An 18,387-nucleotide genomic window follows, 5' to 3' on the forward strand; every position below is an offset into this window, starting at 1 on the left:
AAAGAAACTAGCCTTTCTATTTTATTGCTTGTTGCTCTTTTCGTAATAAGCCATGGCTTCTGCCATTTGCTTATTTAATTCTTGAATTCTTTTATCTGGACCTGGGTGAGTCGATAAAAATTCTGGTGGCCTAGCACCTTCTGCACCTGCATTCATTCTTTCCCAGAAAATAGGCGCTTGTCTTGGATCATATCCCGCCAATGCCATGAAGTTTAAGCCTAATTGATCGGCTTCTAATTCATGCTTTCTAGAAAATTTCAACATTCCCAATTGCCCACCATAACCTACGGCTTGAAGAAATATACTTTGTGTAAGGGTTGGATTCTGACCCATAGCCACCTGAACACCGCCAATTAGTCCATTCAGTAAAAGTCCATTTGACATTCTCTCACGAGCATGACTCGCTATTGCATGAGCTACTTCGTGCCCCATCACCACAGCAATTCCAGTCTCATCTTGGCAAATTGGCATGATCCCAGTGTAGAATGCTACTTTTCCGCCAGGCATAGCCCAAGCATTGACTTGCTCACTTTCTATAAGATTGAATTCCCATTGAAAACCTTCTAACTCATCTGCATAGCCCTTTTCTCGCATGTAAGTTTCTACTGCTTCGGCTATTCTTCTACCTACTCTTACCACTTGCTGACCTTGTGTAGAACTAGTAACTAATTTACTTTCTTTCAAAACCTGACCATATTGATCATAAGACATTGGAAGAATCTCTTCATTGCTCACAAGACTTAACTGATTCCTTCCACTAAAAGGGACTTTGGCACAGGAATAGGTGATTAGCCCGACCAAAAACAATATTGATATTTTCTTTAGCATAACAGTTTGAATATTTCTACGAAAATGCCCAAAAAAGATGCCATATCAAAAATGCATTCCTTTTTTTTAATTAATTTGTAAGATTAAATACTTAATCCAATCAATATGACCCCAGAAGCAAAAAGTTACTTAGGTAAAATGACTAATCCTTTTATTTTTTGGTGGGCAATGTTGTTTAAATTACCTTCTGCTATTTTTTGGAGATTAAAAATCAAAAAACTAGATCAAGATAGCTGCGAGGTAAGCATCCCTTATTTCTGGAGAAGTCAAAACCCCTTCAAATCTATCTACTTTGCCGCTTTGGCTGGTGCTGCAGAATTGAGCACAGGTGCCTTGTGTCAACTTTCTATGGCTGGAAAAGGGAAATTCAGCATGTTGGTTGTAGATTTTAAAGCAGAGTATTTCAAAAAAGCAGATCAATTGATCACTTTCAGTTGTAATCAAGGAAAGGAACTTGAATCATTAATCGATCATCTTCAACTTGGGGAAAGTGACAAACTCACCATGATTTCGACAGGATTAAATCGAAATGGAGAAATGGTAGCAAGATTTTTTGTCACATGGTCATTTAAAAAGAAATAGGGAATTGATGATTCAGAGCATTAAAACACTAAACTTACTCTCTACGCCTTCCAGTTCTCCAATCAAAAAAGTCGATTAAACGCTGCTCTACCATCTTCCAACTCATGTCAAGAAACTGATGGTCTTTATTGTGTAAGTTGAATTCAATAATCAAATCATCTAAATCTTTGTTCGAAAGATTGTATTCTGCTTTTAGTGCTGTCATCACAGAATCAGACTGAATCAAATCTAAATAATCTTTTTTTCGAGCTATAATAGCTAGTTTTCTTGCGTACTCCCTTTTGTTTCTTTCGCTTTTCATAAAGTATGAAATCGGTCCATCAATAGTAACCGCTGGAACTAAACCAGGATTATCTGCCATTCCCAAATACATTTTTCCTGGACCTGCTTTTCTATCAGAGAATCCACGCATTCCAGTTGGACTCGCTGTACCACCAACGAGATAAGGAACTCTAAATTCGTTTCCGTAAACGCTAAATTGGGGGAGTGTGCGGGCATTCAAATAAATCTCTGCAATAAAATGTCTGTCTTCACCAACGACAACTTTATTTGGAATGTAATACTGTTTTGAAAAAAGTATGGAATCTCCTTTACTTCCTTGAAGTCTAAAATAACCTCTTGAATTGGTCAAACTGCTGTCCATATTGGTCAAATTCACAACCCAAACACTTTCCAAATAGCCTTTGTCAAAGCCATCAATCACATTTCCAGTGATTGTCTGGGCACAAAGCTGAAAGGAACTTGCCAAACAAAAAGTAAATAAGATTATAGAGAATTTCACATCACGAAGGTAAAGTGAATTGGCTTTTGCTAAAAATTTGTTGTGTTAAAAAACATTAAGCTATTAATTCGCTAATTTAAATTTTCAAAAGAAATTGCACTTTTGCTCCAAATCAATTAGTAAATGGATAAATTCAAATTAACCAGATTTGCGCCCACGCCAAGTGGATTTTTACACCTTGGAAACATCTATTCATTTTTGATTACCAAAGTTTTAGCTGAAAAATATGGGGCAAAAATTCTCCTACGCATTGATGACTTAGATCACAAAAGAACCAAAAAGAAATATATTCAGGATATTTTTGATTCTCTTGATTTTATGGAGCTTGACTATGATTTGGGACCAAGCGATTTGAAAGACTTTAAGAAAAATTTTTCCTGCTTTAAAAGATCAAGCTTATATGATAAACATATCAAAAGATTAGTAGAAAAGAAAAGCGTTTTCGTCTGTGATTGTAGCAGAAATAAAATCGAGAAAATGAATCCCAAAGGATTTTATACAGGGTTTTGTAAAAAGAGAAAACTACCCTTTGAAACTCCCGAATCGGCATTGAGAATCGATACACCCGTTAATCAGAAAATCAAAATTCAAACTTTAGGAGGATTGCAAGAAAGTGAAATCCCTCGAATACTTAGAGATTTTGTCATCAAGAAGAAAGATGGAAATCCAGCTTATCAATTGCAATCAATCATTGACGACATTCATTTTGGGGTTGATTTGATAGTGAGAGGCAATGACCTTTGGGGTTCTTCATTAGCTCAAACATACCTTGCTTCACAATTAGATAAAAATGAATTTAGTCAAATTACTTTTCACCATCACGACTTGATTCTAGGTAAGAAAAAACAGAAACTTTCAAAATCAATGGGTGATACATCCCTTCAATTTCTTAGGAAATCAGGAATGAAAAAAGAAGGTGTTTTTGAATTAATTGGACAAATGACAGGTCATTCTAAAAAAATCAAAAACTTGGAAGACTTTTCTAAATCTTATTTAAAAACAATAGAAAAGCCGAAAATCAAATGATTTTCGGCTTTTCTTGTTAAAGTTAGCAATCTTTAATTTTAGTTTTTAGCTGGCACATCCTTACCTGGCAGGCTATTTTTAATAAATTCACGAATATCGTCATTAGATGTCTTCAAATCTTCGGATCTCAGGTACATCATATGACCACTTCTGTATGCTTTAAAGAATAATCTGTCTTTCAATTTTCCATTTTGATCCATTTGCCACATATTGTATTTGGCATTGAAATAATCTGTACCTCCATCAAAATATCCTGATTGAGTCATGACATGAAGATACGGATTTTGACGCATGGCGTTGGCAAGTTGTTCACCTGTATTTTCATTGCTTCTATCCCAAGGGTTAACAGGCCCAAAGAGATTATACGTCAAATCTGTTTCGTACTTTAGGACATTTCTTGCATAAAGATTGAAGGCTGGTGCAAAAGCATGATTCCAAGAAGTCAAAGCAGGATCAAAATCATAGCGCTCACCTGCATCACTTTTATCAATCCCTCTATATCTACTGTCTAATCTACCTATGGTCATTCCTTGATCTCTCAAAAGTTCCTTCCAGAAAAAACTTGTAGGAACAGCCAAATTATGATCTAGTATTACTCTTTCGCTCAATCCTGAATAATAAGACATTTTCTTGGCGACTTCAATTCTATCTTTTGGATCCAAAGAGCCACCTTTTGCCATTGCAGGTAATACAACATCAAGGGTATAAGCCTCCACTTCTGGAAGAATTTCATCTAAGTCTTTCGCTTGAAGATCAGCAGGAAGCACTTTATGATACCATGCGGTAGCAGCGTAATAAGGAAGGTAATTAGCATCTGAAACTGGTTCGTTTCTCTCTAGTCCCATAGGAGTTGGAGACACTAAAATCACACCATTGAAATACATCCAATGAGAATTCTGAAGTTGAGAAACTAACCCAGCTACCCTCGTGGTGCCATAACTCTCGCCAATCAGATATTTTGGTGAAGCCCATCTATTTTGTCTGGTTACAAAGGTATTTACCCAATCTGCCAAGTACTTGATATCAGCATTTATCCCGAAAAATGTTGATCGAGGTGTTTCTTTATCAACAATCCTAGAATACCCAGTATTAACTGGATCTACGAAAACAATATCTGCAACATCCAAAATTGAATGTGGATTTTCGCTGTAACCATAAGGCTGAAGTGGATAGCCTTCATCATCAATATTCAATTTGAAAGGTCCAGTGTAGGCTAAGTGCATCCAAATCGACGCTGAACCTGGCCCTCCATTGAATGAAATTACTAAAGGTCTTGATGCTCGATCAGAGACATCTGACCTTTCATAGTAGGTATAAAATAATGAAGCTATCGGCTTTCCGTCTTCATCCCAAACAGGCATCGTTCCAGCCGTGGCTTTATAGGGAACCCTTTTGCCATTGATTGTTACTTCATTGTTTGTTACTTTGGAAGATTCAACAGCTATTTGTCTCGTTTCTTGTGCCGAAACATACGTCAAGCTCAAAAGAAACAATGAAGCAATCAGTAAGTATTTTTTGATCATAATATTTGGATTTATTTTTTACTAAAATAGAAGTAACTACTCAGGTTGTAAATTAGCTATATGATTTAGATTTTCTAAGATATTTCCCGAACGTTTGATCAGGGTATCCACGACGGATCTTATAACACAGAAGTTTTCAGCTCCATTGTTGGATTTGAACTGTCCTGATATTTTTTGTTTCACCTTGATGTTGCGTATGGCTCTTTCAGAGGCATTGTTATCCGGTGGTACTTTTTGGTGATAGAGAAAAGTAAAAAGTGACTTTCTGTATTTCAGGAGTCTTTTTTGTAGGGATACTGCTTCTTTATGTTTTGACTCTACAGGTTGGGCGAGTAGGTTATCCATCTTCTCTTCAATGGAAGCAATACTCCTGCTATTCTCTGTATCCGGTAGTTTTTGAGTTTTCTCTTTAGTGAGATAGCTTCCCTGAACAGGGCCCTAAGGCTGTCAGCCCATTTTAGATTTATAGCGTTCAACAATGTAGTTGAGCTCCCTAAGCAGATGTGCACAACAAAGCTGGTGCAGATTTTCCGAATAGTTGAAGTACGCCCTCCATGCATCGTGGCACAATACTGCCTTTCCGAACCCATCGGGAAAATGTGTATTCATCGCCTTAAGTCCACGTGATTCAGATATAGCTTAACAGGGTGAGTTCCTCGGTCTGATAAGTCCAGACCCACTGTTTGTTTCCATCCACTTTAGCCCCAGTCTCGTCTAGCTCCTATCACAGGACTTTTAGAGACTGCCGTCTTTATCTTTGCATATATTGGTGCAGACTTGCGGGCAAACCTACCGATAATGTTATCGATACTCCCCTCGCTGAGATTAATACCGAAGCAGTCCCTGAGAAGTTCTTTCATCCTTCTATAGGGAATATACTGTCTGGCATGCAGATAACCGACAATGGTTTCAACACCGCTCCCGTACTGTATGGGGGCATTGATATTGTCAGGGAATGACCCACTGATCTTTTCTCCACAGGAACAGTTTTTGGAAAAGATTCTATGCTCGGTACATACCACTTTAATCACAGGAAGATCCAGGACCTGTCTTTTGGAGGACAGTTCTGCTGGAACCGCCGACAGATCACCACCACAGCAGGTACAGAATAAAGGGATGTGGTTTTCTATTATGTCCGGGGAGGATGTCATTTCAAGGGTATGGCCTTTGTGTCCAGGCTGACCGCCGGTTTTGCGCCCTGTATCCTGACGGAGACTCTGATTTTTTTTGGGGCGGTTCTCGTCTTTTGAAGGGGGAACCGAGCTGTTGCGGCTGTTTTTGGGATTACGGTAACGGGCAAGCTCATTTTCCAAATCGGATACCCTAGATTTTAAAGACTTGACCTGCTCCATAAGCTGGAGGTTCATCTTGATCAGTTCCTGAATAAGCGTATCTCTGTGGTCCAATATCCTATAGAAATGTTTCCTGAATATCAGCACATAATCCCATGAATACCAATAATCCACGCTGTTTTTCCCCACAAAAAATGTGGATAAACCAACTTTAAAGCTGATTTTCGTACATTCACATACAAATACGCATCAATACACCACAGAGGGCAACAAGACTCCAAATACTTGAATATTGGTCAGTAAATAATGTACCTGAGTAGTTACAAATAGAAAACTCAATTCATATCCCGTAATGAAATTTTTGAAAGGTTTAAATAAGATGCCGAGAGGAAAAGATGCATCAGTTTTGATGCCTTATATTACTTGCTGCGGAAACTAATTTAGCTATGATTACTGCTAGATAAAGAATTCCTATTGCAGATAAGAAAACTGAAAGCATTTTGGTAGGTACATTTAGTGGGAAAATTTCTCCATAACCTACAGTAGTAATACTGACTAAACTATAATAGATATAGGAAACATAGTCTCTATCATCTCCATATAACACGACCTCCCCCCCAATAGTAGAGCCCGTCAAATAATAAATAATTTCAAATCCAAAAGAAAGAATAATGCCAAGAAAATGATATTCAAAAACAAAACATTATCTGACTCAACATCAATAAATACAGGCATGATAAAAACTGTAAATACTAAAACTATTAGTAACGTCACAAAGCTCGTATCTGAAATCCAGTAATTTTTTATTCTTATCAATGTGTTTTTCATAATTGCTTAATTTTTGAATTATTAAAAAGAACCTGAAATTAGATTAACTCAAGGATTTAAGAGTAATTTGAAAAATTCAGTTAAACATAAATCTTCATATCATATTTTTTTAGGTGAAAATAGCAATTTTAAAGTAATTAGCTTTAGAATATTGAATCGATAAAAATTTAATTAAACTGAAAATCATACATTTAAACATTATATTAAGAATCTTATATAAACAAATTTCAATTATTCTGCGAATATTAAAGTAATTTCAGACATAATAAATCTTTTAAACAATTTAGGGGGTAAAATTTAAATAACTCAATTAGCATGAACCTTACCATTGAAAACATCTTATTTATTGGATCAATTTTACTTTTTTTAAGCATTCTTGCAGGAAAAACCTCTTATAAATTCGGTGTCCCTACGCTAGTTTTATTCCTATTGATAGGTATGATAGCTGGCTCGGATGGTTTAGGTATACAATTCAATAACCCTGAAATAGCACAATTTATAGGTATTGTTTCTTTAAATTTCATACTTTTTTCTGGAGGTTTAGATACCAATTGGAAATCAATCAAGCCAGTTCTTGGTCAAGGGATTGCTCTTTCTACCATAGGTGAATTTCTAACTGCAGCATCATTAGGAGTTTTTGTTTGGGCAATATCCGATTTTTCAATTTATGAGGGACTACTCCTTGGAGCTATCGTATCTTCAACTGATGCTGCTGCAGTATTTTCCATTTTGAGGTCAAAAAGTTTGGCACTTAAATATAGGTTAAGGTCAACTTTAGAGTTAGAAAGCGGTAGTAATGATCCCATGGCTTATGTAATGACCATTGCTTTTCTTGGATTAGTCATTAATCCAAACATGGGCTTTCTATCTTTAATCGTTTTATTTTTTCAACAAATGATCCTTGGTGCAGTACTAGGCTTGGGTTTTGGATGGTTAAGTAAAATAGCAGTTAATAAAATCAACTTAGGTTTCGAAGGGTTGTATCCAGTTTTAGTTATTTCCTTGATGTTTATTACTTTTTCCTTTACTGATTTGGTGGGGGGCAACGGGTTTCTAGCAGTTTATCTTTGCGCAGTATATTTAGGTAATCAGGAATTAATCCACAAAAAGACAATCCTTAGGATGTTTGATGGCATAGCTTGGCTGATGCAGATCGTACTCTTTTTAACTTTGGGACTTTTAGTAAATCCAACTGATATTATTCCACTTCTTAGCTTAGGACTAGCAGCTTCTGCATTTTTAATTTTTGTTTCTAGACCATTTGGGGTTTTTATGACCCTCTTGCCTTTCAAAATGAAGATTCGAAGGAAATGGTACATTTCATGGGTTGGTCTAAGAGGCGCTGTCCCAATCGTATTTGCAACCTATCCGCTAATCGCTGGAATAGAAAAAGCTCATACAATATTTAACATAGTTTTTTTCATTTCTCTAACATCGGTATTGGTACAAGGCACCACCCTTTCTGTAGTAGCCAGGTGGTTGAAAGTTGCTCTTCCAGAAAAACTTAAACCCAAAAATCCAATTGATTATATCAATAGTGAATCTCCAAAAACAGCAATGGCAGAAATAGATATTCCTGAAAATCATTTGATAGTAGGAAAGAAAATTTTGGATTTAGGATTTCCAAAAAATGCAATAATCGCAATGCTTAGGAGAAAAGGTGAGTTTATTACTCCGTCAGGCAATACAGAGATTTTGGCGAATGACCAGCTGTTAGTCTTAGCCGAAAACGAACTTTCTTTAAGTAATGTTTATAAAACCTTAGGCATTTTACAACCTGAAACAGAAGATGAGGAACAATAAAAAAATCCCGACCATCAAGCCGGGATTGTAAATTTAAGCTGCGTTTCTTGCCGCATTGATTATTCCAAACATTGTACGTAATATCAATTTCTGCAAGACTGGGTCTTCTTTTCCTGAATCTAACATAGTTTGGATTGCATACTGTTGTATTGTAATCAAAGGAAGTACGATCTTTTCTCTAATTGCAATTGACTCTTTAGAAGTTTGATTATCTTGAAGGAGGGTTTCCATTCCTGACACCTCTAAAATCAATCTTAATGTCCGCTCATATTCTTCAAACATCAATTTCCATAAATCTGCATATTTAGGATTTCCTTTCAGATAAGCGGTTGATTTGTAAAAGGATTTGGCCAATGACTGCATACTATTCCCTAATAAAGATCTAAAGAAAAGTGAATCGTTATAAAGCGCTTGAGCTTTCTCAAACTCACCTTCTTTTTTTAAGGCTTCCAATGCAGCCCCGACTCCAAAAAATCCCGGTATATTTTGTTTCATCTGAGCCCAAGAACCTACGAAAGGTATTGCTCTTAAGTCATCAAACTTCAACCCTGCATCCTTACCTCTTTTCAAAGGTCTAGATCCAATATTAACTTGTCCAAAATACTTAAGCGGTGTCACATGCTCCAAATAGGGAAGAAACTGTGGATGATTTTTGAAATCTTTGTAAAACTGATACGAAACATCTGCCATTTTATTGATCAAAACGCGTTGGCTATCAGTAAGTGTTTTTTCAGAAGATGGATAAAGTTCATTTTCTATTCCCGCACAAAGCAATTGCTCTAGGTTGTAAGTACAAGAAACTTGCTTGCCATAGTTTGAAGAAATAGTCTGACCTTGAATGGTAATCTGTATTTCTTTATTCTCAACTTGCGGACCTAGGGAAGCATAGAAATTATGCATGTTTCCTCCACCTCTAGCTGGAGGTCCTCCCCTGCCATCAAAGAAAATAACTCCAATATCATATAATCTTGAGATTTTTGTCAACTCTTCTTTAGCAAGCAAGATTGACCAATTTGCACGAATGTAGCCTCCATCTTTTGTTCCATCTGAGAAACCAAGCATAATAGATTGCTTTTGTTTTCTAAATTTCAAATGCTTTGCATAAGCTTCATTTTTATAGAGCTCTTCCATTATTTTAGGTGCCTGAGCCAAATCTTCAATAGTCTCAAATAATGGAACAATATCCAATGGAAGCTCACCTTTATTGTGTGGCAGACTGAGTTGCGCAAGTTTAAAAACTTCTAAAACATGAAGCGCAGACCGACAATTAGAAATAATATAACGATGCAAACCATCTTCCCCATTTTCCTTTTGAACAGATTGAATTGCATCAAAGCTCTTAAGCATTTCCTTGTGAAAATCATCTTTGACCTGACTTACTTTTGAAAGCTTATCAAAGTCAAAAAGATAACTGATTTTCTCTTCACTACTCAATTTATGATAGTTTTGAAGCTCTTTTTCTCCGAGTTCCACCTCGATGATTTCGTCCCAAAGACCATCATGTTTCCTGCTGTCTTGACGAACATCCATGTTTGCAAAATGGAAACCAAAAATTTTGACTTTGAGTATAAACTCGTCCAATTGTTCTAAAAACAACCCTTCATGATGCTCAACAAGGGCACTTCTTGCTTCTAACAAATCATTTAAAAGGTCTGTTTTTGTTCTGTAAACACCCTGATCTTCAAACAAAGAATTGAAAAGGCCATTTTCAACTTTGAGCATAATTGGCTCTACATGCTTGAAAGTCAATCTTCTTCTAATCAACCTAATATCTCTATAATAACATCTAAGAATCCATTTTTGAAGTCTTTCTGCTACTTTCACCGTAATATCATGTGTCACAAATGGATTCCCGTCACGATCTCCTCCTGGCCAAAAACCAACTTTGAGTAATCCTGGGTTATCCCATTCATGAAGAGGAATTTCAAGTCTATTCAATAATCTTGTAAGGATATCAGGGATACTTTTATAAAAAACATTAGTCAAAAACCAAATCAAACTGACTGCTTCATCTAATGGGGATGGCTTATCTTTATTGATAAATCCAGTTTTCCCCAATTGCTGAAGCAAAAGGTTGATGTTTCCCAAGTCATTATTTTTTATTGCAGTTTCGAGGTCGGTAATGATACCCAATACATTACCAGGGTAGAATTGTGTAGGGTGAGCAGTAAGGGTTAGCCTAACAGAAAAATTCTTAAGTTTCTCTATCAAAGCTTCTTTTTTCTTATCATTCTCAACTCGATTAATTAAAGCTGCAACACTTCCCTTTCCTTTCAAATCATGGATTTTGTCAAATGCGGCATCTTCTATGGAATCAAAAAGTACTACCTGCCTTTCAACATATTGCACCATTTTGAAAAGAAGATTATGTCGATCATCCTCAGATTGACTTCCCATCAGCTCATCAAAAAAGTTTCTTATAATCTCTTTAGGAGTTTTATCTTTTTGATATCCTTCTTCACATTTACTCGCCAAAATCGGCAAGAGTGTTCCTGTTCTATTAATATCACTAAATGGCAAGTCCAAAAAAAGACTATTGTAGATTGTAAATCTTTTGGCTACTTCAGTTTGATAATTATTCTTCAACATTTTTTAGGTTTAAGGTTTGAGAATTGTGAATTTAATCATTTTTATATTTTTTTCATAAAAACAAGCCTAAAAATGCCATACTCATACTAAAATAGACAATTATTTGACTTATTATTTAAAAATAATAGCTTTCATTAACTTAATTAGATTAACAAAAAGGTTTGCTTTAATGTGAATGGTAAAAATAACTTCGCCTTTTTTCGTAATTTAGGATTTTTAACCCTGAAAAAGAAATCACCAGTAAGCATGATACTAGCCATTCTTTCAGGATTCATTGTCGCATCAATGATTCCTCTTTTAAGCAAATTTATTAGAGAAAAAGGATCCATTTTGATTCCTTTTCTTCCTTTGGCTTTATTTATCTACTTCTTAAGTTTTATACCTCAAGTTAGTCGGGGACAATCCGCAGATTTCTTTTATAACTGGGTTCCTAGCTTTGGGATTGACTTGTCATTTAAGCTTGATGGTTTATCACTTTTATTCACATTATTAATTACAGGAATAGGCACGCTTGTCTTTTTTTACACTTTCAGTTATCTCAAAGGTCACCCTTACTTAGAGAGATTTTATGGGTATTTAAGCATGTTTATGGCCTCCATGCTTGGTTTAGTTTTGTCAGATAATGTCCTTACTTTATTTATTTTTTGGGAACTGACGAGTATTAGCTCTTTTTTCCTTATTGGATTTAATAATGAGGATCCAAAATCAAGAAAGTCGGCTTTGTTAGCACTTAGCATCACCGGGTTAGGAGGACTTTTCTTGCTTGCGGCTGTGGTTTTGTTGGGTTATGTAGGAGGAACGTATTCTATTCAAGAATTACTTTCTCAATCTGAGATCTTAAAATCATCTGCAAATTACAATTGGATCATCTTTCTTTTGTTTATAGCCGCATTTACTAAGTCAGCTCAATTCCCATTTCATTTTTGGCTTCCAGGAGCCATGAAAGCTCCAACCCCGGTGAGCACCTACTTACACTCTGCGACTATGGTCAAAGCGGGGATCTATCTCTTAGCTAGATTTACTCCAGTACTAGGAGGAACTGTGGAGTGGAATACGACATTAATTATCGTCGGTGCAATCACGATGGTTTATGCCGCTATTCATTCTCTTTTTAGATTAGATATGAAAGGGATTTTAGCTTACTCCACCATTTCTGCTTTAGGAATTTTAGTATTCTTAATTGGGTTGGGAACGGAAGATGCATTGCTTGCAGCAGGAGTATTTATTCTAGTCCATGCTTTGTACAAAGCCACACTTTTCCTTGTTACTGGGATAGTAGATCATGAAACAGGTTCACGAGATGTCACCATACTTTCCGGATTACGAAAAGTGATGATGCCTGTTGCAATTGCTGCATTTTTAGCAGCACTTTCTAACGCTGGAGCACCACCCTTCTTTGGTTTTGTAGGAAAAGACCTCATTTATGAAGCTACTTTGCATTTTGGGGATTGGGCTTATGTACTAACAGGAGCAGCTATTGTTACCAATATTTGTTTGCTTTTTGCTGGCCTTTTGGCTGGTCTAAAGCCATTTTCAGGGTCTCTTCCACAGCAATTTGAAAAGGTGCATTTGCCTCATTTTACCATGTGGGTTCCTCCACTGATTTTGGCTATTTTGGGACTTATCTTCGGGATATTCCCATCATTGATAGAAAAAAGTTTGATCCAGCCATTATTTACCAGCTTGGTAAATAATGACACCATTATCCACCTAAAGCTTTGGCATGGTTTCAATATCATCTTAGGCTTGAGTGCACTTACTTTAGCATTTGGTTTTTTACTTTATTGGAGATTAAAACCTTCGAATAGCTTACTAAAAAAGACCTTCAAGTTTGAGATTATTTCCCCTAAAATCTTGGCAGAGCAATTAGCAAATCTTTTCTCTAGCTTTGCAAAACTTTGGACAGGATTCTTTCAAAATGGTTATTTAAGGAATTATGTCATCACTATCTTAGGTTTTATGACAATTTTATTAGCCTATAGGCTATATCAAGGAGTTAACATTTATGTAGATCTTGCAGAACTGACGAATGTGACACTATATGAAGGGATTGTAGTTTTTATCATGGCTGGTTCGATTATTTTTACAGTCTTTTCAAAATCCAGATTGGTAGCAGTAGCTTCGCTAGGGGTGATAGGATATTCAATTTGTTTGATATTTCTATTTTACTCAGCACCTGATCTTGCCATGACTCAATTTTCCATAGATACCTTGACAGTGATTTTATTTGTGCTGGTCATCTATAATTTACCCAAATACAAATCATTCTCTAGGAGAAGTATAAGAATAAGAGATGGTATAGTTTCAATATTCTTTGGATCCCTCATCGCATTATTAACCTTAGAGGTTTTATCAGAACCACTGAATAGAGCTACTTCAAAATATTATGCTGAAAATGCATACATCCTTGCCAAAGGTAAAAATGTAGTAAATGTGATTTTAGTGGATTTTAGAGGTTTTGATACGATTGTTGAAATTACTGTCTTGGTGATCGCAGCGATTGGAGTATTTAGTTTGTTGAAATTGAGGCTTAAAAGCATAGAAAAAGAATAATATGAAAACAATCATTTTCAAGACAGCGTCAACTTATCTTTTGCCTTTGTTGATTTTGTTTTCTGTATTTATACTACTCAGAGGTCATTATCTTCCAGGAGGTGGTTTTGTGGGTGGATTAATAGCCTCTATTGCATTTGTGATTCATTCATTTGCAAATGGACTTGAAAAAACAAAGAAAATCATCAAGTTTCACCCAGGGTTTTTGATGCCGATAGGCTTAGCCATTGCATTAGTAAGTGGTGCTGCACCATTACTAATAGGACAAAGTTTAATGACTGGATTATGGTTTGAAGAACCTATTGCAGTGATAGGGATGGTGGGTTCAGCTTTGTTTTTTGACACTGGAGTTTACCTAGTAGTCATTGGAGTTACATTAACAATTATTTTCACTATTACTGAGACAATTTAATATGGAATTATTATTAGTCATACTAATTGGTCTGCTCTATGCCGCAGGTATCTACATGATGCTCAGAAGAAGCATGGTGAAATTAATTTTAGGCTTGATTTTGCTTGGAAATGGAGCGAATATGCTCATTTTCCTCTTAGGTAGAATTGTGAAAGGAAAACCTCCTATCATTGACTCTGCTGAAAAAATGCTCACAGAAATATATGCTGACCCTGTTCCACAAGCTCTCATTCTCACTGCCATAGTAATTAGTTTTGGCTTACAATCCTTTGCAATTATCCTTGTCAAAAGAGCTTACAAAATCACTGATACTGATGATTTGGATGAATTGAATTCTACAGACGAAATTTATGAATAATCCTTATATCGTTTTACCTGTCCTATTCCAATTGTTTACAGCAGTATTGCTGTTGTTTTTCTGGTTTAGAGTCAATGCCCAAAGATTGATTACCATCATCTGTAGTTTTACTTCTGTTGGAATCGCCATTTGGTTATTTACCGAGGTTTATAATCATGGTATCCTTACCATGCAAGCGGGAGAATGGAAAGCTCCATTTGGGATCACATTTGTAGCAGATATTTTCAGTGCCACAATGGTTCTCTTGACCTCCTTTTCTGGTATGGCAGTAGCTGTTTTTGCAACTGGAAGTATTCGAAATGCCAGATTGAAATTTGGTTTTTTCCCGATCCTAAACTTCCTTTTGATGGGGCTTCATGGTGCATTTCTCACTGGAGACATTTTCAATCTTTATGTTTGGTTTGAGATTATCATAATTGCTTCATTTGTATTGATTACGATTGGAGGAGAAAAAGCACAAATAGAAGGTGCTATGAAATATGTCACCATGAATTTACTCGCTTCTGCTATTTTCCTGACAGCAATTGCGATTTTGTATGGAATGGCTGGAAGCTTGAACATGGCCGACCTTTCAGGACAAGTTGCCCAAATAGAAAATAGAGGACTTGTAAATGTGGTAGCAATTTTGTTTTTAGTTGGATTTGGAATCAAGTCAGCGATTTTCCCTTTATACTTTTGGTTGCCTGCTTCATATCACACACCACCACCTGCGATCTCAGCCATATTTGGCGGATTATTGACAAAAGTGGGTATTTACGCACTTTTGAGGATATTTACTTTAATATTTATTCCTGATCAATTTCTAAGTAATTTATTGATTGTGATGGCAGCTTTGACAATATTATCAGGAGGATTGGGAGCGATTTTGCAAGTGAATATGCGAAAGATTTTCTCTTACTTGATAGTTTGTCACATCGGGTTTATGCTCGCTGGATTAGGAATTTATACTGAATTAGCCATTTTAGGTGCAATTTTCTATTTAATTCATGACATCGTCGTTAAGACAAATCTTTTCCTAATCTCAGGTTTGATTTTCAAACTCAAAGGCACTTTGAACATAGAAAAACTTGGAGGGATTTATAAAAAATATCCAAAATATGCTTTATTGATGGCTATTTCTTTATTTTCTTTGGTTGGAATTCCACCACTCTCTGGTTTTTGGGCAAAAATATTTTTGATCCAAGGAGGTTTTGAAGAAAATCAATATACTTTGATTGGATTTATACTTTTGGGTAGCTTCCTAACTCTTTGGGTAATTGCTAAAATTTGGTCAGAAGTGTTTTGGAAAAAATCCGTTGATTTACCAAAAAAAATAAATGTTAAATACTTCAGTGAATTGGCACCCTTCAAACAATGGGCAATGCTACTTCCCATAGTTTTTTTGACACTAATTACACTTTATATTGGACTTGCTGCGGAACATATAATTATACTTAGCAAACAGATTTCTTATGAATTGATGAACCCTTCAACTTATATTGAAGCAGTTTTAGGACCTCAAATTGACACACCATGATAAAAGCTAGATTCTTAAGTAATCTTTTACTTTCCTTGATTTGGGTAGCGATCACTGGGACTTTTTCTCTAGAAAATTTCTTGTTTGGTTTTGCTCTAAGCTTCTTCCTTTTATGGTTGACCTCGACTAATAGGAGGCAAAACAAATATTTCAATAAGGTTCCTAAATTATTTGGCTTTATCTTCTTCTTTTTATACGAACTTGTAAAAGCTAATATTGAAGTAGCCTACGAGGTAATTACTCCTAAATATTCCATGGAGCCAGGAATTGTAAAGATTCCACTAGACGCAAAATCAGATATGGAAATCACACTCCTAGCAAATCTAATTACTTTGACACCCGGTACATTGAGTTTAGGTGTTTCAGATGATAGAACAGTACTTTATGTTCATACCATGTATGTGAAGGACAAAGAAGAGTTCATTGACGGTATCAAAAATGGGTTTGAGAAAAGATTATTAGATATTTTACGATGAGCACTTACGACTATTTATATTATATCATTTTGCCAGTTTTAAGCATTTCTGTATTTATCATCTTCATTAGGTTTTTGATGGGACCTCGCTTATCTGATCGAGTGGTCGCTCTAGACCTATTATTGACAACAGGAATTGGCATCATCGCAGTGTACAGCATAATTACCAATCAGCCTACTTTTTTGGATATTGCAATGATTTTGGCTTTAATTGCCTTCTTGGGAACAGTTGCTTTTGCTTATTATTTAGAAAAAAGAGAAAAAAATGACTGATATCATCATAATTACCTTAAGTACTTTAGGAACAGTTTTTATCCTTTTGGCAGCAATAGGTGTAGTAAAAATGCCTGATTTATATTTGAGAATTTCTGTAACAACTAAAGCTGCCACATTGGGTATTGGTTTGATTTTGATTTCTGCGGCATTTTATTTCAACGATCCATCAATCACTGCTCGAGTTATAGCTATTATCGTTTTTATGCTACTTACAGCTCCTGTTGGAGCGCATATGATAGGAAGAGCATCATACTTCACAGGTGTAAAAATGTGGCACAAGTCCAAAATCGATGAATTGGAGGGTCAATATGATCCAAAAACTCACAAACTATATAGTAAGGATCAAAAAATAGAAGAAAATAAAGTAGATGACATTTCAAAAGGATAATAGATGAAAAAATACAGCCTTCCATTTCTAGGACTTATCCTTGGAGTTGTTTTGTTCGTGGCTTGCGATGATGAGCCATCTGAGGAAATCTTTGAATCAAGCCATCAATTTCTAATTGGAAGCTATACTAGTTCTGAAGAAGAGGGTATCGGTTTCTTAGAATTTGACCCTTTGACCAATGCTGCAAATATTAAAGTTATAGGCTCAAACATTACAAACCCCTCTTTTTTAACACTGAATAAAAAGCAGGATCTTCTTTTTACAGTAGAAGAAATAGCTGGAGAAAATGGTGGAAGAGTAAAATCATTTGGATTCAATAAAGGTGATAAAGAATTAACTTTAATAAGTATGGAAAATACGCTTGGAGATCATCCATGCTATTTGACTCTTGACCCAAACGAACAATTTTTAGTGGTAGGAAATTATTCAGGAGGTAACTTTTCCACATTTAGAATCGATTCTGGTCAGCTTACTCATGTACAAACCATCGAGCACGAAGGAAAAAGCATTATCCAATCAAGACAGGAAAAACCACATATTCACAGCCTAGTTTTCCATCCTGGTGGTGAGAAAATGTTTGTCAGTGATCTTGGAACAGATAAAATATATATCTATGATTTCAATCCAAATTATGCTGTACCATTTCAGCCGGCTGCTATTCCTTACTTCGAAGTAGAAGCTGGATCAGGGCCAAGGCACTTAATTTTCAATGAAAAAGGTGACAGATTCTATTTAATCCATGAACTCACAGCGGAACTAGGGGTATATGCTTATGAAAATGAAGAAATCAACTTATTAAGTACGGTTTCATTGACGCATCCACAATTTCAAGGGACTGTAGGTGCAGCAGAAGTAAAGCTATCTCAGGATGGAAAATATATTTATGCTTCAAATCGAGGAGAGGCTAATGAGATATCTGTATATGAAAAAGATCTAAACGATAAGTTGATTCTTGTTCAAAGGATTTCTACTCAAGGTGTTTCTCCACGAAATTTTAACTTCAGCAATGATGGATCAACTTTTATTGTAGGAAATCAAGAATCAAATGAGATTGGAATTTTTGATATCAATCAAAAAACTGGAATGATCGGAGATATCATACAAAAAGTGGCTTTCCCAAAACCAGCTTACATATTGCCTTTGAAATAATTTCAAAT

Annotated in this window: 17 protein-coding genes and 1 pseudogene; 11 read left to right on the forward strand and 7 right to left on the reverse strand. The window is 35.8% G+C overall.

The annotated features are described in order from the left end of the window. Positions 1-21: 21 nt before the first annotated feature. Positions 22-828, reverse strand: a complete 807-nt coding sequence (locus BELBA_RS15090; protein WP_041779405.1) for a M48 family metallopeptidase — start codon at positions 826-828, stop codon at positions 22-24. 105 nt (positions 829-933) lie between these two features. Here BELBA_RS15090 and BELBA_RS15095 point away from each other — a divergent pair, with 105 nt between their 5' ends. Next, the gene (locus tag BELBA_RS15095; protein ID WP_014773552.1) at positions 934-1,410 is read left to right on the forward strand and encodes a DUF4442 domain-containing protein; all 477 of its coding nucleotides are present in this window, start codon (positions 934-936) and stop codon (positions 1,408-1,410) included. Positions 1,411-1,444: 34 nt separating this feature from the next. On the opposite strand, the gene BELBA_RS15100 is transcribed toward BELBA_RS15095, so the two are convergent. Further along, positions 1,445-2,158 (reverse strand): hypothetical protein, encoded by a 714-nt coding sequence (locus tag BELBA_RS15100; RefSeq protein WP_211208392.1) that lies wholly within the window; start codon positions 2,156-2,158, stop codon positions 1,445-1,447. Between the two features lie 156 nt (positions 2,159-2,314). On the opposite strand from BELBA_RS15100, the gene BELBA_RS15105 reads away from it, so the two are divergent. After that, the gene (locus BELBA_RS15105; protein ID WP_014773554.1) at positions 2,315-3,217 is read left to right on the forward strand and encodes a tRNA glutamyl-Q synthetase; all 903 of its coding nucleotides are present in this window, start codon (positions 2,315-2,317) and stop codon (positions 3,215-3,217) included. Positions 3,218-3,255: 38 nt separating this feature from the next. Here BELBA_RS15105 and BELBA_RS15110 read toward each other — a convergent pair whose 3' ends face one another. The 4 genes and pseudogenes from BELBA_RS15110 to BELBA_RS20245 form a co-directional block, all read right to left on the reverse strand. Beyond that, positions 3,256-4,740, reverse strand: a complete 1,485-nt coding sequence (locus BELBA_RS15110) for a S10 family peptidase (protein WP_014773555.1) — start codon at positions 4,738-4,740, stop codon at positions 3,256-3,258. 36 nt (positions 4,741-4,776) lie between these two features. Beyond that, positions 4,777-5,349 (reverse strand): annotated as a pseudogene (locus tag BELBA_RS20370) (IS66 family transposase). Between the two features lie 89 nt (positions 5,350-5,438). Further along, positions 5,439-6,221 (reverse strand): DUF6444 domain-containing protein, encoded by a 783-nt coding sequence (locus tag BELBA_RS20375; RefSeq protein ID WP_041779407.1) that lies wholly within the window; start codon positions 6,219-6,221, stop codon positions 5,439-5,441. 211 nt (positions 6,222-6,432) lie between these two features. After that, positions 6,433-6,669: a potassium channel family protein gene (locus BELBA_RS20245; RefSeq protein WP_052307644.1), complete on the reverse strand. Its 237-nt coding sequence runs from the start codon at positions 6,667-6,669 to the stop codon at positions 6,433-6,435. Positions 6,670-7,175: 506 nt separating this feature from the next. On the opposite strand from BELBA_RS20245, the gene BELBA_RS15135 reads away from it, so the two are divergent. Then, positions 7,176-8,663 carry a potassium/proton antiporter gene (locus BELBA_RS15135; RefSeq protein ID WP_014773557.1) on the forward strand — a complete coding sequence of 496 codons (1,488 nt, stop codon included), beginning with the start codon at positions 7,176-7,178 and terminating at the stop codon, positions 8,661-8,663. 33 nt (positions 8,664-8,696) lie between these two features. Here the strand turns inward: BELBA_RS15135 and BELBA_RS15140 are convergent, their stop codons facing one another. Further along, positions 8,697-11,252 (reverse strand): phosphoenolpyruvate carboxylase, encoded by a 2,556-nt coding sequence (locus BELBA_RS15140; protein ID WP_014773558.1) that lies wholly within the window; start codon positions 11,250-11,252, stop codon positions 8,697-8,699. A gap of 246 nt (positions 11,253-11,498) precedes the next feature. Between BELBA_RS15140 and BELBA_RS15145 the strand changes: the two genes are divergently transcribed. From BELBA_RS15145 to BELBA_RS15180, 8 genes are read left to right on the forward strand one after another with little or no spacing between them, the layout of a single operon-like run. Then, entirely contained in the window at positions 11,499-13,805 is a 2,307-nt protein-coding gene (locus BELBA_RS15145) for a putative monovalent cation/H+ antiporter subunit A (protein ID WP_014773559.1), read from the forward strand. 1 nt (position 13,806) lies between these two features. Continuing rightward, a complete protein-coding gene (locus BELBA_RS15150; protein WP_014773560.1) occupies positions 13,807-14,217 on the forward strand; it encodes a Na+/H+ antiporter subunit B in 411 nt (136 codons plus the stop codon). Position 14,218: 1 nt separating this feature from the next. Next, on the forward strand, positions 14,219-14,575 hold the full coding sequence (locus tag BELBA_RS15155; protein WP_014773561.1) for a Na+/H+ antiporter subunit C: 357 nt from the start codon (positions 14,219-14,221) through the stop codon (positions 14,573-14,575). Then, the gene (locus BELBA_RS15160; protein ID WP_014773562.1) at positions 14,568-16,091 is read left to right on the forward strand and encodes a proton-conducting transporter transmembrane domain-containing protein; all 1,524 of its coding nucleotides are present in this window, start codon (positions 14,568-14,570) and stop codon (positions 16,089-16,091) included. The genes BELBA_RS15155 and BELBA_RS15160 overlap by 8 nt, the downstream gene beginning before the upstream one ends. Next, on the forward strand, positions 16,088-16,567 hold the full coding sequence (locus BELBA_RS15165) for a Na+/H+ antiporter subunit E (RefSeq protein ID WP_014773563.1): 480 nt from the start codon (positions 16,088-16,090) through the stop codon (positions 16,565-16,567). The genes BELBA_RS15160 and BELBA_RS15165 overlap by 4 nt, the downstream gene beginning before the upstream one ends. After that, complete coding sequence (locus BELBA_RS15170) at positions 16,564-16,839, forward strand: cation:proton antiporter (protein ID WP_014773564.1); 276 nt, start codon at positions 16,564-16,566, stop codon at positions 16,837-16,839. The genes BELBA_RS15165 and BELBA_RS15170 overlap by 4 nt, the downstream gene beginning before the upstream one ends. Further along, entirely contained in the window at positions 16,832-17,230 is a 399-nt protein-coding gene (gene mnhG / locus BELBA_RS15175; protein ID WP_014773565.1) for a monovalent cation/H(+) antiporter subunit G, read from the forward strand. Before BELBA_RS15170 ends, mnhG begins: the two co-directional genes overlap by 8 nt. 3 nt (positions 17,231-17,233) lie before the next feature. Next, positions 17,234-18,379, forward strand: coding sequence for a lactonase family protein (locus tag BELBA_RS15180; RefSeq protein ID WP_014773566.1), 1,146 nt, complete (start codon positions 17,234-17,236; stop codon positions 18,377-18,379). Positions 18,380-18,387: the final 8 nt, after the last annotated feature.

The organism is Belliella baltica DSM 15883 (assembly GCF_000265405.1).
Lineage (GTDB): Bacteria > Bacteroidota > Bacteroidia > Cytophagales > Cyclobacteriaceae > Belliella > Belliella baltica.

What these genes read in the sequence shown, in the direction of transcription:
- mnhG (WP_014773565.1), top strand. Translation starts at nt 16,832, where the DNA reads ATGACTGATATCATCATAATTACCTTAAGTACTTTAGGAACAGTTTTT.
- BELBA_RS15090 (WP_041779405.1), bottom strand. Translation starts at nt 828, where the DNA reads ATGCTAAAGAAAATATCAATATTGTTTTTGGTCGGGCTAATCACCTAT.
- BELBA_RS15095 (WP_014773552.1), top strand. Translation starts at nt 934, where the DNA reads ATGACCCCAGAAGCAAAAAGTTACTTAGGTAAAATGACTAATCCTTTT.
- BELBA_RS15150 (WP_014773560.1), top strand. Translation starts at nt 13,807, where the DNA reads ATGAAAACAATCATTTTCAAGACAGCGTCAACTTATCTTTTGCCTTTG.
- BELBA_RS15145 (WP_014773559.1), top strand. Translation starts at nt 11,499, where the DNA reads ATGATACTAGCCATTCTTTCAGGATTCATTGTCGCATCAATGATTCCT.
- BELBA_RS15155 (WP_014773561.1), top strand. Translation starts at nt 14,219, where the DNA reads ATGGAATTATTATTAGTCATACTAATTGGTCTGCTCTATGCCGCAGGT.
- BELBA_RS15140 (WP_014773558.1), bottom strand. Translation starts at nt 11,252, where the DNA reads ATGTTGAAGAATAATTATCAAACTGAAGTAGCCAAAAGATTTACAATC.
- BELBA_RS15105 (WP_014773554.1), top strand. Translation starts at nt 2,315, where the DNA reads ATGGATAAATTCAAATTAACCAGATTTGCGCCCACGCCAAGTGGATTT.
- BELBA_RS15135 (WP_014773557.1), top strand. Translation starts at nt 7,176, where the DNA reads ATGAACCTTACCATTGAAAACATCTTATTTATTGGATCAATTTTACTT.
- BELBA_RS15110 (WP_014773555.1), bottom strand. Translation starts at nt 4,740, where the DNA reads ATGATCAAAAAATACTTACTGATTGCTTCATTGTTTCTTTTGAGCTTG.
- BELBA_RS15160 (WP_014773562.1), top strand. Translation starts at nt 14,568, where the DNA reads ATGAATAATCCTTATATCGTTTTACCTGTCCTATTCCAATTGTTTACA.
- BELBA_RS15180 (WP_014773566.1), top strand. Translation starts at nt 17,234, where the DNA reads ATGAAAAAATACAGCCTTCCATTTCTAGGACTTATCCTTGGAGTTGTT.
- BELBA_RS15165 (WP_014773563.1), top strand. Translation starts at nt 16,088, where the DNA reads ATGATAAAAGCTAGATTCTTAAGTAATCTTTTACTTTCCTTGATTTGG.
- BELBA_RS15170 (WP_014773564.1), top strand. Translation starts at nt 16,564, where the DNA reads ATGAGCACTTACGACTATTTATATTATATCATTTTGCCAGTTTTAAGC.